General features: G+C 38.5%; 13 protein-coding genes. 5 read left to right on the forward strand and 8 right to left on the reverse strand.

The window, feature by feature from the left end:
* Positions 1-12: 12 nt before the first annotated feature.
* The 7 genes from J8L71_RS04480 to seqA form a co-directional block, all read right to left on the reverse strand.
* A complete protein-coding gene (locus J8L71_RS04480; protein WP_210999458.1) occupies positions 13-378 on the reverse strand; it encodes a DUF805 domain-containing protein in 366 nt (121 codons plus the stop codon).
* Positions 379-888: 510 nt separating this feature from the next.
* Positions 889-2,475 carry a dihydrolipoyllysine-residue acetyltransferase gene (locus tag J8L71_RS04485; protein WP_210999459.1) on the reverse strand — a complete coding sequence of 529 codons (1,587 nt, stop codon included), beginning with the start codon at positions 2,473-2,475 and terminating at the stop codon, positions 889-891.
* 8 nt (positions 2,476-2,483) lie between these two features.
* Positions 2,484-3,461 carry a transketolase C-terminal domain-containing protein gene (locus tag J8L71_RS04490; protein ID WP_210999460.1) on the reverse strand — a complete coding sequence of 326 codons (978 nt, stop codon included), beginning with the start codon at positions 3,459-3,461 and terminating at the stop codon, positions 2,484-2,486.
* Positions 3,461-4,675 carry a thiamine pyrophosphate-dependent dehydrogenase E1 component subunit alpha gene (locus J8L71_RS04495; protein ID WP_210999461.1) on the reverse strand — a complete coding sequence of 405 codons (1,215 nt, stop codon included), beginning with the start codon at positions 4,673-4,675 and terminating at the stop codon, positions 3,461-3,463. Before J8L71_RS04495 ends, J8L71_RS04490 begins: the two co-directional genes overlap by 1 nt.
* A gap of 264 nt (positions 4,676-4,939) precedes the next feature.
* Positions 4,940-5,992, reverse strand: coding sequence for a succinylglutamate desuccinylase (astE, locus tag J8L71_RS04500; RefSeq protein WP_210999462.1), 1,053 nt, complete (start codon positions 5,990-5,992; stop codon positions 4,940-4,942).
* Between the two features lie 80 nt (positions 5,993-6,072).
* The gene (gene pgm, locus J8L71_RS04505) at positions 6,073-7,710 is read right to left on the reverse strand and encodes a phosphoglucomutase (alpha-D-glucose-1,6-bisphosphate-dependent) (RefSeq protein WP_210999463.1); all 1,638 of its coding nucleotides are present in this window, start codon (positions 7,708-7,710) and stop codon (positions 6,073-6,075) included.
* A 9-nt stretch (positions 7,711-7,719) separates the two neighbouring features.
* Positions 7,720-8,310, reverse strand: coding sequence for a replication initiation negative regulator SeqA (gene seqA, locus J8L71_RS04510; RefSeq protein ID WP_210999464.1), 591 nt, complete (start codon positions 8,308-8,310; stop codon positions 7,720-7,722).
* Between the two features lie 240 nt (positions 8,311-8,550).
* Between seqA and J8L71_RS04515 the strand changes: the two genes are divergently transcribed.
* From J8L71_RS04515 to fur, 5 genes are all read left to right on the forward strand, one after another.
* Complete coding sequence (locus tag J8L71_RS04515; RefSeq protein WP_210999465.1) at positions 8,551-9,318, forward strand: alpha/beta fold hydrolase; 768 nt, start codon at positions 8,551-8,553, stop codon at positions 9,316-9,318.
* 94 nt (positions 9,319-9,412) lie between these two features.
* Positions 9,413-9,634 carry a DUF2788 domain-containing protein gene (locus J8L71_RS04520; RefSeq protein ID WP_104642728.1) on the forward strand — a complete coding sequence of 74 codons (222 nt, stop codon included), beginning with the start codon at positions 9,413-9,415 and terminating at the stop codon, positions 9,632-9,634.
* A 2-nt stretch (positions 9,635-9,636) separates the two neighbouring features.
* Positions 9,637-9,915: a LexA regulated protein gene (gene ybfE, locus J8L71_RS04525; protein ID WP_002962928.1), complete on the forward strand. Its 279-nt coding sequence runs from the start codon at positions 9,637-9,639 to the stop codon at positions 9,913-9,915.
* A 14-nt stretch (positions 9,916-9,929) separates the two neighbouring features.
* Positions 9,930-10,457: a flavodoxin FldA gene (gene fldA, locus J8L71_RS04530; protein WP_210999466.1), complete on the forward strand. Its 528-nt coding sequence runs from the start codon at positions 9,930-9,932 to the stop codon at positions 10,455-10,457.
* Between the two features lie 186 nt (positions 10,458-10,643).
* Positions 10,644-11,087 (forward strand): ferric iron uptake transcriptional regulator, encoded by a 444-nt coding sequence (fur, locus tag J8L71_RS04535; protein ID WP_058550126.1) that lies wholly within the window; start codon positions 10,644-10,646, stop codon positions 11,085-11,087.
* 275 nt (positions 11,088-11,362) lie between these two features.
* Here fur and glnS read toward each other — a convergent pair whose 3' ends face one another.
* Positions 11,363-13,021 carry a glutamine--tRNA ligase gene (gene glnS / locus J8L71_RS04540; protein ID WP_210999467.1) on the reverse strand — a complete coding sequence of 553 codons (1,659 nt, stop codon included), beginning with the start codon at positions 13,019-13,021 and terminating at the stop codon, positions 11,363-11,365.
* Positions 13,022-13,221: the final 200 nt, after the last annotated feature.

Raw genomic sequence — 13,221 nt, forward strand, 5'->3', positions numbered from 1 at the left:
TAAGTTATTTTTTTATACCGTAGCTGGCTCTGCAGCTAGCTCTTTTGGATTTGGGCCATAATCGTTCTCGCCTTCATGTGAGTCTTGTGCGAGGAACACAATTAAAACAATCCAACCAATAATTGGTACTAACCAAAGTAGCTGCCACCAGCCAGAGCGACCTGTATCATGAAGACGACGAGCGCCCGCACTTAGTTGAGGTATTAACAGTGCCAGGCTATAAATTGTTCCAATCACAGCGACCCCCATCAGCTCATCAACCACTCCCAAAGCTAAAGCGATTAAAAAATTGATTAAGTAAAACATCCAAAATGCTTTACGGCGGTTACGCCCTGAGAAATCAGCGTAGCTGCGCAGCGCGTTCATATAATGTTCCATAACAGTTCCTTAGTGTTTTTTTTATATTCCCTAACGGGGTTAATTTTATTACTTTTTAGTAACAGGTGTATCTTAAATAAAAACAAACTCATTTAAAACAAAAAACCAGCAAATTGCTGGTTTTTTATTAGGGCGTGTTGACCTTTGCGGATTGAAATTTCTTCAATCTAGGGGCGATTAAATCGCGGCGCGAGGTTTGTAACCTAGTGGGCTCGGTAACTGCTCCTGCGTTACCCTACTGGCTTACATCCATGTAAGAATAAGTAAAAACCGAGCAAAGCTTCCGCGTCCTGCTCACGCCCCTTACCTACATCCATGTAGGCAACAAAGGGTTTATCGCCCATAGGCAGAACCCGAAGGGCAGCGCATGTTTGGCATTTATGCTGCGTTATCGCCTATTTATGGGGAGTAACCACACTTCATAGGCTCTGCCTTGCCTAAAAACCAAACATACTGCTGCAAATTCAACCATCAAAGATCTACACGACCTAAGTTTAAACAATTATATTATTAACTCATTGCCATCATCATTGCCGATGGATTTTCTAAGTACGATTTCCATAGGTTATTAAAGCGAGCAATAGTGCCGCCATCAATAACACGATGATCGCCAGACCAACTAACCTGCATAATTGCTTTACTCACAATTTGCCCGCTTTCATCAAAACGCGGTAAATGTTGCAATTTACCTAATGCAACAATTGCGACTTCTGGTTTATTAATAATAGGTGTCGCAATAGTGCCACCAATTGCACCAATATTCGAAATGCTAATTGTGCCACCTTTTAAGTCATCCGGTGCTACGCGCCCTTCGCGTGCTGAATGAGTTATACGAGTTAAATCGTTTGCTACATCTACAATGCTCTTACTCTGACACGATTTTATATTAGGCACTAACAAACCAATTTTAGAGTCAACTGCAATACCAATATTATGATCATCAAAGTAGGTAAGCTCTGAACATTCGTCATTTACTTTTGAGTTAAGCACTGGGTATTCTTTCATAGCCAGTGACAGTGCTTTTACAAAAAATGGCATCATGGTGAGCTTTACACCTTGCGCTTTATACTGCTCTTTTAAAGCACTTCTGAGCGAAATTAACTGTGTTAAGTCAATTTCATCACTAAAGGTGAAATGCGGAATAGTAGACACAGAAGCCATCATTTGCTTTGCCATCGCCGCTTTAATACCTTTAATAGACTCTGCGCGTGTACCACCACTTTGATTTTGCGTTTGATTTTGTACTGTACTTTGAGAGGCATTCTTATTAAGAGGTGAAGTATCAATAGTATTTGGCACTTCACCTTTTACAAACTCTTCTATGTCTTGCTTATAAATACGGCCATTTTTGCCACTACCTGGTACGTAGGTTAAATCAACATCAAGCTCGCGTGCTTTGCGGCGAACAGCTGGCGATGCTAACGCTTTTTGGTTAATAACTTTCGCAGTTTGCTGCGTTTTAACGGGTGCTATTTTTTCAACAACAGCATTAGTTTGCGCCTTTACGACCGCTTGGTTTATATCAACATTTGGCGTAGCTGCACTGCCTGTAATTGTCATTTGAAATAACGGGCGGTGTACTTTAGCAATTTCACCTTTTTGATAATAAAGCTTTTGCACAGTACCCGTATATTTAGCCGGAATTTGTACTAATGCTTTATCCGTCATTACGTCGCAAACAGCTTGGTCTTCTTCTATTTCCTCGCCTTCTGAAACTAACCAATCAACAATTTCACACTCAACAATACCCTCGCCGATATCGGGTAGTATAAACTCTTCTAAAAAATCAGTTGAGCTCGTGTTTGCTTGTAGTTCAGTTGTAACGTCTTCTTGAACAGCTTCATTATTTACACTGTCACCGGCTACGTCCATAGCAAATAATGGGGCATGTACTTTAGCAATTTCACCTTTTTGATAATAAAGCTTAGTAATTACACCATCATGTACAGCCGGAATTTGCACTAATGCTTTATCTGTCATTACATCACAAATAGGCTGATCTTCAGATACGCTATCGCCCTCTTTGACTAACCATTCAACAACTTCGCATTCAACAATGCCTTCACCAATATCGGGTAATATAAAATCTTTAGCCATGGTAACCCCTAAAAATCCATTGATTGTTTAATTGCAGCCAGTACTTTTAACGCATCCGGTACATATTCTTTTTCAAGCGCAAGCGGATATGGTGTATCTAAGCCGCACACTCGCATAATAGGAGATTCTAAATGTAGGAAGCACTCATGTTGAATAGTTGCCGCTATTTCAGCGCCAAAGCCATTTGTAATAGGCGCTTCATGGCTAACAACTAGCCGACCCGTTTTGGTAACCGACTTAGCAATGGTGTTTACATCCCATGGTAATATACTTCTAAGATCTATTACTTCACAGCTTATACCTTGCTCACTGGCTTGTTTAGCAGCCTCTTCTACAATCTCCATTTGCGCGCCCCAAGCAAGAACGGTTATATCAGCCCCTTCTTGTACTACTTCGGCTTTTCCGAGCTCAATAGTGTAATCTTCTTCAGGTACTTCACCAATTGATGCACGGTACAAACGCTTTGGTTCAAAGAATAAAACAGGGTTATCGTCTTTGATACACGCACGTAACAAACCTTTTGCTTGATAAGGGTTGCGTGGTACCACTATTTTTAAGCCAGGCGTATGTGCAAAATATGCCTCTGGTGACTGCGAATGATATAACCCACCGGCAATACCGCCACCATAAGGAGTACGTATGGTTAAATTCCCTACGTTGAACTCGTTACCACTGCGGTATCTAAATTTTGCTGATTCATTAACTATTTGGTCAAATGCCGGAAAAATATAATCAGCAAATTGTATCTCCGCTAAAGCAGGTGCACCAAATGCCGCTAAACCATTAGCAAAACCTAAAATACCTTGCTCAGTTAAAGGTGTATTAAAAACACGGTGTTTACCGTATTTCTCTTGTAAGCCCGAGGTTGCTCTAAATACGCCACCAAAGTAACCAACATCTTCACCAAAAATACAGGCTTGAGGATGTTCATTCATGGTAATGTCGAGCGCAGAGTTTATTGCGTGAAGCATGTTCATTTTAGCCATTACTTAATTCTCCCTGCTGTGATCGGATACGCATCTGGGTGCTTTTTAATATGCTCTTTTAATTCGTTATATTGACGAACAAGAGAAGGAATTGGCGTATCGTATACATCAGAAATTAGCTCTTCTAATGCAGGTTTTTGTACCATTTCTGCACGTTTAAGGGCTGCTAAAATTTCTTCGCGAATAGACTCTTTTGCTTTTACGTCTTGCTCTTCGCTTAACCAGTCTTGCTTAACAAGCCATTTTCTAAATTTATCGATTGGACACGTTTGATTATTTGCCTCTTCATCTTTTGAGCGATACCCACTAGGATCGTCAGATGTAGAGTGCGCACCTAATCGATATGCTATAGACTCAATTAAAACGGGCTCACCTTGGGTAGTTGCAATTTCTCGCGCTTTTTTTGTTGCAGCGTAAACAGCCAATGCATCAGCCCCATCCACCCTAATCGTTTTAATGCCGTAGCCAACACCACGAGATGCAATACCATCACCTTTAAATTGCTCATCGGCCGGAGTAGATATTGCGTAACCATTATTACGGGCAAAAAATATAACGGGTGCTTTGTGTACAGCAGCCATATTTAAACCAGCATGAAAATCCCCTTCCGATGCCGCACCCTCACCAAAGTAACATATAGTCACGTTATCAATAGTACTTGCAAGCTCACCTGTTTTTGCATCTATATGCTTTACTTTTTGTCCGTAGGCATAACCTGTAGCTTGAGGAATTTGAGTACCTAATGGCGATGAGATAGTCATGTAATTCAATTCTTTAGAACCATAATGAATCGGCATTTGGCGGCCTTTGCCTAAATCCAGTTCGTTTGAAAACATTTGGTTCATAAACTGATCAAGTGTAAAGCCACGATAATGCAGTGCAGCTTGCTCACGGTATTGCGCCATTATCATATCGTCTTGATCTAATGCTGCAGCAGATGCGGTTACAGCAGCCTCTTCGCCTAAGCATTGCATATAAAAACTAACTCGGCCTTGGCGCTGTGCACCTTGCATACGTTCATCAAGCAGGCGTATAAAACGCATGGTTTCGTATAACTTAATAGCGGTATGTTTTGAAATATCAGGTGCGGTTGCACTAGGATGGATGTCGCCGTCCTCAGTTAAAATACTAAGGGTAGGAATATTAAGTGCTTGGCCATCAATAAATTCAAGCTCATGGTTAATATTCAGCGATACGTTATTGGGATTACTCATAACCTACCTTTTTTTGTTGTCGGAAAAACAGTGCCCCTGTGGATTATTATTATGGGTGATAGCTGCGAATAAACTTTGCAGCATCTGCACTGTCTTTAATTAAAGCTGCCAACACTTTACGTTAACGTAAAGTGTTATTCAACAAATCTGTGACGAAACAAAAACAAATACTGATTAATAAACTGGCAAGTTAACTATACGGCTAATTAAATTAATACCAACCATATAGTTAACTTAAATGTAGGTGTAGTCTGATGAGTTCTATTAGACGAAATTACTATCAATTTGCATAGGAATAACAGTAAGTAATGCTCGCTGCCCTAAAGCAACGTGTGCATTTGGGAAAATGATAGCTTCGCCCTCAACGTCGGCATAGTAAGGCGTATCGCCGTCTGTAGCAAGCAGCTCCCCCTTTGCAAACCCAGTAAAGTTTTCAGCATCATCTGAAAACGGAAAACTAAACTCATCTTGTGTTCTGTTAATTGTACGATGTACTTCAAACAGCTCAAAGTCACTTGCATTAAATTGAGGATATTCAACTTCATTTTGACTAATTAATGCAGTTAGTGTTTTTTTGGTTTTTTCAAATCGAGTCATGTCGTTTTGACCAAAAGGTTTAACTTGACCCAGTTCAACAGTAAACGAGTCAGCACCGTGAACAAACGACGAATAATAACTAAACGTTGTAGCTTCAGATTTCATCATCAATACGGTATTTACACCACAGCTTAATAAAAACTGTAATTGTGATTTTTTCCATGGTTTACCATGTAAGTATGGATAGACGGCAAACTTCTCATTTTTTGAGCCACGAATTGCAGTATGTAAATCATAATGACTACGTGCACTACCGTGCTCACCACGCTCAAAAAAATCACTCACGTAGTGTTCAAGCTTTGCAGCACGAACACGTTCATCATTCATAGCTATACCCTCTACAGTATGATGACCGTTAAATAACCTATTTAGGTTTTCTTCAACAAAACGTAAACCAATATTTATAGACTTAGGGTTACCGTAAATAAATAGCACTCGTTGAGCTAGCTTAAGCTCGCCACTTATAATTTGCTTTATGAGCGAATCACAAATTTCTATTGGCGCTGTTTCGTTACCGTGCACTGCACTTGAAAGCACGACATCTTTTGTTGTTGTAATACTTGGCTGAAACTCAATAACGCCCGTATCATGAACAGTTACGCGCGTGCCGTTTTCTAAAGTAAATTCACTTGACTCTAAATGCCATTCATTATTACGACTCAGTGTTAAAAAATCACCGGTATCTTTTAATTCGTTTAAGTAACTTGGTTTGGCTAACATGATAAGCCCTTTTAATATTGTGAGAGGTACAAACAAAAACGGCTGAATAAATCAGCCGTTTTTAAATAGTTTAAGCGATGTTAGCTGATCACAGAGTCAACTAACTTTTTAGCTTCTTTTTCTAGAAGCGCTAAATGTTCTTCACCTTTGAAAGACTCAAGATAGATTTTATATATATCTTCAGTCCCTGATGGACGTGCAGCAAACCAACCATTTTCAGTTACTACTTTTAAACCACCAATGGCAGCGTTGTTACCGGGAGCATGAGTTAGCTTTTGTAAAATACGCTCTCCAGCTAAGGTATCCGCTTTTACATCATCAGCACTAAGTGCTTTTAAACGCGATTTTTGAGCGCTGCTTGCTGGTGCATCCAGGCGTTTATAAAGTGGTGAACCAAACTCTTGCTCAAGCTCTTTATAAAGCAATGAAGGTGTTTTACCTGTAACAGCTAAAATTTCTGCTGCAAGTAGCCCCATGATAAAGCCGTCTTTATCTGTACACCACACGGTGCCATCAAAACGTAAAAATGCTGCACCCGCACTTTCTTCGCCGCCAAAAGCAAGTTTGCCTTTGTTTAAGCCCTCAACAAACCATTTAAAGCCTACAGGCACTTCTTTTACTTTGCGCTCATTTCGTGCAGCAACTTTGTCTATCATTGAGCTTGAAACCAGTGTTTTACCAATTTCTACGCTTGCATCCCAATCTCGGTGTTTTAATAAGTAATCAATCGCCACAGCTAAAAAGTGATTTGGGTTCATTAAACCATCTGGCGTTACAATGCCATGACGGTCGTAATCTGGATCGTTACCAATTGAAATATCAAAATCATCTTTAAGCTTGATTAAGTTAGCCATAGAGTAAGGTGATGAGCAATCCATACGTATTTTGCCATCCTTATCAAGTGGCATAAATGCAAAACGCGGATCAACACTGTCATTTACTACGGTTAAATCTAAATTATATTTTTGCGCTATTATTGGCCAAAAGTTAATACCAGAACCACCTAGTGGGTCTATACCTACTTTAATGCCAGCTTTACTTACCGCTTCTAAATTAACGATATTTTCTAAATCATTAATGTATGGCGTCATTAAATCTTCATATTTAATAAAACCAGAACGAGATGCTTTTGCAAATGGGAATAACTCAACTTCTACTAAGTCTTCTAACAAAAGTTGATTGGCTCTGTCTTCAATCCACTTTGTCACATCGGTATCAGCTGGGCCGCCATTCGGTGGGTTATATTTAAAGCCACCATCTTCAGGAGGGTTATGCGAAGGCGTTACAACAATACCATCGGCTAGTTCATTTGGGTTAACTTTGTTATGGCAAACAATGGCATGGCTAATAACTGGAGTAGGCGTAAAATCGCCATTTTCTTGAGTAATTACTTGCACTTCATTTGCAACCAATACTTCGATTGCTGAGTTAAACGCAGCTTCACTTAAGGCATGAGTATCTTTGCCCAAAAATAGTGGACCAAAAATGTCATTTTGCTTTCGATAATCACATATAGCTTGTGTAATTGCTAAAATATGAGATTCGTTAAATTTTACATCGTACGAACAACCACGGTGTCCTGATGTACCAAAAGCAACACAATGCTCTGGATTTTGCTCAAGGTCTGGCTCATTTAAATAATAAGCAGAAACTAACTTAGGAACATTAACCAATACTGATTGTGGAGCAGTTTTTCCTGCGCCTGAGTGAATAGCCATTATATTTCCTTACAAGTAATCGCGAATTTTTTCAGCTTGCTCTGCACTGTATCCTAGGCAAAGCGCAACTTCGTGAAGCATCATCTTTTTTCGTGTTGTATTAGAGTTAGTCATTACCCAGTATTCACTATCAGTTATATTTTTAGGGTTCATGCTACTGCCACTATTAATTAAGTCTTCTTTGCTTGTTGCAAAATAAACTCTATCGCGGCCTTTAATTTCTAATACAGCACTAAAGTCCGTTTTATGCGTTCTATAAAACGCACTCAAAATAAATAAAAACCGACCAACAACGCCCTTTTGCATTGCTAACTCTTCTTTATTTAATATATTAAAAACATTAGCGCTTTTTTGCTTCACAGGTGTGACAGCATCAGGCGCTTTTACCTTTTTAGGCTCATCAACTTGATCAGAAGTTGATAAAGTATTAGTTGTTATCGCAGTTTGATTATTTTGATTAAGTTCTACGTTAGCAGTTTGAATTTTTTCGCCGCTGAGGTTTAATAAACGACGTAAAATAGTGGATGCACTCTCACCAATACTTTGCGTATTGCTGGCAATATATTGGTATAACTCGTCGTCTATGTCGATTTGTTTCATGTTCTTCCTGTCATTACGGGTCACATTTTTTTCTCCCGTGTGATTATACCCAAACCAATTAGAAATGCGAGTTACAACAAGCACTCCCATAAACATAACCAATAAACAATAATTAAAGAATAAAGTTTACCCAATGTTGTTGATTTAAAACCCAATAGCCCAATGTAATAAATAGTGGCTGCATTTTTTTGCTTTTTACAGCAATGCTCGTCAAACTATGCAAAATTTTTGGAGACTGGTATGCAGTTAAATTACAAACAACAAGGGCAAGGCCCGGATGTTATTTTAATTCACGGCCTTTTTGGTTCGCTAGAAAACTTAAATGTGATCGCAAAACCGCTTAGTGAACATTTTAATGTAATAAATGTAGATTTACGCAACCATGGCCGCTCCCCCCATAGTGACGAAATGAACTACCCTGCTATGGCGCAGGACGTTTTAGAGCTAATGGATAGCTTAAATATAAAAAAAGCACATGTGATTGGTCACTCAATGGGCGGTAAAGTTGCAATGCAATTAGCACTAACACAATCTGAACGTGTTAATAAGCTTGTGGTGCTAGATATTGCCCCCGTAAGCTACCCAGCTCGTCATACACAAATTCTAAAAGCACTCAACGCAGTGGCTGACGAAAAAGTAAATGACCGAAAACAAGCTGATTCAATTATGATCCCTTTTATTGATGAACCAGGCGTTCGTCAGTTTTTACTTAAAAGCTTGGCCAAAAATGAAAGTGACCAATTTACTTGGCGATTTAATTTAGAAGTACTTAGCAAAAAATATTCAACAATCACAGCCAACGTTAATGAAAACAATTCTTGTTTATGTGATACTCTTTTCATAAAAGGAAATGATTCTGACTATATTTTGCCCGAGCATCGTAGTGCAATAACGGCAAGGTTTAAAAATACCAAAGCAAAAATTATTCATGGTGCCGGTCACTGGTTGCATGCGCAAAAGCCACTTGCTGTAAATAAAGCAATAAGTGACTTTTTAACTGCGGTTTAAAGCGATTTTATCGCGTGTTTTTGATTCAGCGCACTAAATTATTGCAGATTTATATGCTATAGTACGCGCCGTTTAATTTAAAGGTTATACGTTGATGGTCAGTCAGTTAATTAACGAATTTGATACCCTAGGGTTGTATTTTGGCTTAGCCGGTATATTCATATTCATCGGCATGGCAATTAAAGACGTACTAAAAAGTGGTAATGTTCCAAAGTTTGGACAATATATTGTTTGGGCTGTGCTCTTTTTAGGGTGTTCTGGCTTTATTGCTAAAGGCCTTATTCAAGTATTTTGGCAAGGCGCAGGTGTAGGTTAAGCATGGCTAAGTCAGAAACAGATAGAACAACACTCGATTTATTTGAATACGAAAAACGTCCAGGAAGACCTAAAACCAATCCCCTTTCAAGGGATATGCAGTTAAAGGTTAATAAACGTAATCAAATAAAAAGAGATAAAGCACGTGGTTTGAAGCGTGTTGAATTTAAAGTTTCATCACAGTTATATCAAGCACTTAGTGATATGGCAGATGCACAAAATATTAGCCGCAGTGCGTTGATCGAAACGATTTTACAAGAAAGATTGGCTATAGATACATAAAAGGTTGTAAATCCATGGCAAGTGTTGGCATTTTTTTCGGAAGTGATACAGGTAACACAGAACACGTAGCAAAGATGATCCAAAAAGAATTGGGTAAAAAGCTTGTTGCTGTTCACGATATTGCAAAAAGCTCTAAAGAAGAGATTGCTGAATTTGATTTGATCTTATTCGGTATCCCTACTTGGTACTACGGCGAAGCACAATGTGATTGGGATGATTTTTTCCCAGAGCTTGAAGACGTAGATTTTGAAGGTAAGCTAGTCGCTATTTTTGGTTGTGGTGACCAAGAAGATTACGCAGAGTACTTTTTAGATGCAATGGGTATGATTAACGACATTGTTACTGAACGTGGCGCTATTGTTGTAGGCCATTGGCCAACTGAAGGCTATGATTTTGAAGCATCAAAAGGTATGGCTGATGACAATCACTTTGTAGGTTTAGGCATTGACGAAGATCGTCAACCAGAACTCACTGAAGAACGTGTTAAAGCATGGTCTGCACAAATCTTTGAAGAAATGTGTTTAAGCGAATTAGCTGACTAATTTCTCCCCTCTTTCGCTAGCTGTTTAAATAATTATCAAACAGTTAGCGTTTTAAGTTAAAATTACAATTATCATCAATTGTTCTTTGCACTTACCCCCTAGGCACGTTATTCTTACTGTTGCTAATGTGTCGTGTACATCTTTGCAAGATGTCTAGTATAACCAAATAAAATTGAGACAGATTTAATGACTGATCACAACTTGGAACTTAAAAAAGCCGGTTTAAAAGTAACTTTACCGCGTATTAAAATTTTAGAGATTTTACAATCTCCAGATAACCAACACATCAGCGCTGAAGATGTTTACAAAATTCTATTGGACCTTGGTGAAGAAATTGGCCTAGCGACAGTTTACCGTGTACTCAACCAATTTGATGATGCAGGTATTGTAAGCCGTCATCACTTTGAAGGTGGAAAATCAGTATTTGAACTTTCAGGAAGCACTCATCACGACCATTTAGTATGTTTAAAATGTGGCAAGGTTGTTGAGTTTGAAGATGACATGATTGAACGCCGTCAGCTTGAGATTGCTGAAGAAAATGGTATTACACTTACTAATCACTCTTTATATTTATACGGCGAGTGTAACGATAAAGCAGCGTGTAAAGCATTTAGCGATGCCAACAGCTAATACTGCTTTTAAAGTAATAAAAAAACCTGCTAAATGCAGGTTTTTTTGTATATAAATATTGTGACTCATGTAAATCTTCTAAATTATACCAATTCGCTTATTTTTAGAATGTGGTAAACGTGCTGATAGCTCTTACTAGGAATTGCACCTGCATTTATGCATTTAATAAACAGAATTTTTAACACTGCTAATGTAAGGTTTACCTCTTAAAATGATTGAGTATTATTACAAATTGGTATTATGCCCAATTTATTTTTGGGCATAACAATTAGTAATCACTGAGTTTTAGACCACGAGTCACGTAGACCTACAGTTTGGTTGAATACAACGTTTTCTGATTTTGAATCGCGAGAAAAATAACCTGTCCGCTCAAATTGAAAGCCCTGCTCTGCTTTTGAACTAGCAAGTGAAGGCTCAAGTTTAGCATTTGGTAAAACAACTAACGATTCAGGGTTTAATGTCGTTTCAAACTCATCAGCGGCAGCTGGATTTGGTACATTAAACAAACGGTCATACAAACGTACTTCAGCGGTAATAGACTCTGGAGCAGAAACCCAATGGATAACGCCTTTTACTTTACGACCATCACTTGGGTTTTTACCAAGGGTTTCGTTATCGTAAGTACAGTAAATAGTGGTTATTTCACCATTATCATCTTTTTCTACACGCTCTGCTTTAATAACATAAGCACCGCGTAAACGTACCTCTTTATCAAGCACTAAGCGTTTAAACTTATTATTTGCTTGCTCTTTAAAGTCTTCACGTTCAATGTAAATTTCACGCGTAAACGGAACGTCACGACGACCCATTTCTTCTTTATTAGGGTGGTTAGCCACTGACAAAGTTTCAACTGTATCTGCATCGTAATTTTCGATAACCACTTTAACAGGGTCTAATACTGCCATTGCACGAGGCGCATTTTCGTTTAGATCTTCACGAATACAGGCTTCAAGCATGCCCATTTCAACCATGTTTTCTTGTTTTGTAACACCAATACGTAAACAAAACTCACGAATAGAACCGGGTGTATAACCGCGACGACGTAAACCAGCTATGGTAGGCATACGAGGGTCGTCCCACCCTTCTACAAAATTATTCACAACTAAGTCGTTTAGCTTACGCTTAGACATAATTGTATATTCCAAGTTTAAACGTGAAAACTCAATTTGCTGTGGGTGACACTCAAGGCTGATATTATCAAGCACCCAGTCGTATAGACGGCGGTTATCTTGAAATTCAAGCGTGCAAAGCGAATGTGTAATGCCTTCAATAGCATCAGATATACAATGAGTAAAATCGTACATAGGGTAAATGCACCACTTATCACCCGTTTGATGATGATGCGCAAAGCGTACACGATAAATAATTGGATCGCGTAGCACCATAAATGAGCTAGCCATATCAATTTTAGCACGTAGAACACACTCACCTTCTTTGAATTCACCTGCGCGCATCTTTTCAAATAGTGCTAGGTTTTCTTCAATTGAAGTATCTCGGTACGGGCTATTTTTACCAGGCTCTTTTAACGTACCACGATATTCACGTGCTTGTTCTGCTGTTAAAAAACAAACGTACGCTAAGCCTTTTTCAATAAGTTCTACGGCATAACCATATAAAGTATCAAAGTAATTAGACGAATACTTTATGTCGCCACTCCAGTTAAAACCTAACCATTTAACGTCTTCTTTTATAGAGTTAACATAGTTGATATCTTCTTTTTCTGGATTTGTATCGTCAAAACGTAGATTACATAAACCGTCGTAATCTTTTGCGATACCAAAATTTAAACAAATTGATTTTGCATGGCCAATGTGTAAAAAGCCATTTGGTTCAGGTGGAAAACGGGTATGCGTTGTTGCATGCTTTCCACTTGCTAAATCTTCATCAATTCGGGTTCTAATAAAGTTACTTGGGCGATTCTCAATTTCCGCCATAGGAGTGCAATCCTCTGAATATTCGTGATAACAAAACTAATGCATTATTACAAAAACAAACACTAACATACAGCACTAGATGCGGGTTTATTCTAGAAATTGCTTAACTTTAATTCTGATTAAGTGTTGTTTATAGATAAAATTTGTTTTAGCGCAATATTTAAGTCATCTAATAAATTTATAGTTGTCGTAATACGAAA

The organism is Pseudoalteromonas sp. MMG007 (genome assembly GCF_018100985.1).
Taxonomy (GTDB): domain Bacteria; phylum Pseudomonadota; class Gammaproteobacteria; order Enterobacterales; family Alteromonadaceae; genus Pseudoalteromonas.

Coding starts and splice junctions, on each gene's coding strand:
- fur (WP_058550126.1), top strand. CDS start 10,644: ATGACTGATCACAACTTGGAACTTAAAAAAGCCGGTTTAAAAGTAACT.
- J8L71_RS04485 (WP_210999459.1), bottom strand. CDS start 2,475: ATGGCTAAAGATTTTATATTACCCGATATTGGTGAAGGCATTGTTGAA.
- J8L71_RS04520 (WP_104642728.1), top strand. CDS start 9,413: ATGGTCAGTCAGTTAATTAACGAATTTGATACCCTAGGGTTGTATTTT.
- fldA (WP_210999466.1), top strand. CDS start 9,930: ATGGCAAGTGTTGGCATTTTTTTCGGAAGTGATACAGGTAACACAGAA.
- J8L71_RS04490 (WP_210999460.1), bottom strand. CDS start 3,461: ATGGCTAAAATGAACATGCTTCACGCAATAAACTCTGCGCTCGACATT.
- J8L71_RS04480 (WP_210999458.1), bottom strand. CDS start 378: ATGGAACATTATATGAACGCGCTGCGCAGCTACGCTGATTTCTCAGGG.
- ybfE (WP_002962928.1), top strand. CDS start 9,637: ATGGCTAAGTCAGAAACAGATAGAACAACACTCGATTTATTTGAATAC.
- pgm (WP_210999463.1), bottom strand. CDS start 7,710: ATGGCTATTCACTCAGGCGCAGGAAAAACTGCTCCACAATCAGTATTG.
- J8L71_RS04495 (WP_210999461.1), bottom strand. CDS start 4,675: ATGAGTAATCCCAATAACGTATCGCTGAATATTAACCATGAGCTTGAA.
- astE (WP_210999462.1), bottom strand. CDS start 5,992: ATGTTAGCCAAACCAAGTTACTTAAACGAATTAAAAGATACCGGTGAT.
- J8L71_RS04515 (WP_210999465.1), top strand. CDS start 8,551: ATGCAGTTAAATTACAAACAACAAGGGCAAGGCCCGGATGTTATTTTA.
- glnS (WP_210999467.1), bottom strand. CDS start 13,021: ATGGCGGAAATTGAGAATCGCCCAAGTAACTTTATTAGAACCCGAATT.
- seqA (WP_210999464.1), bottom strand. CDS start 8,310: ATGAAACAAATCGACATAGACGACGAGTTATACCAATATATTGCCAGC.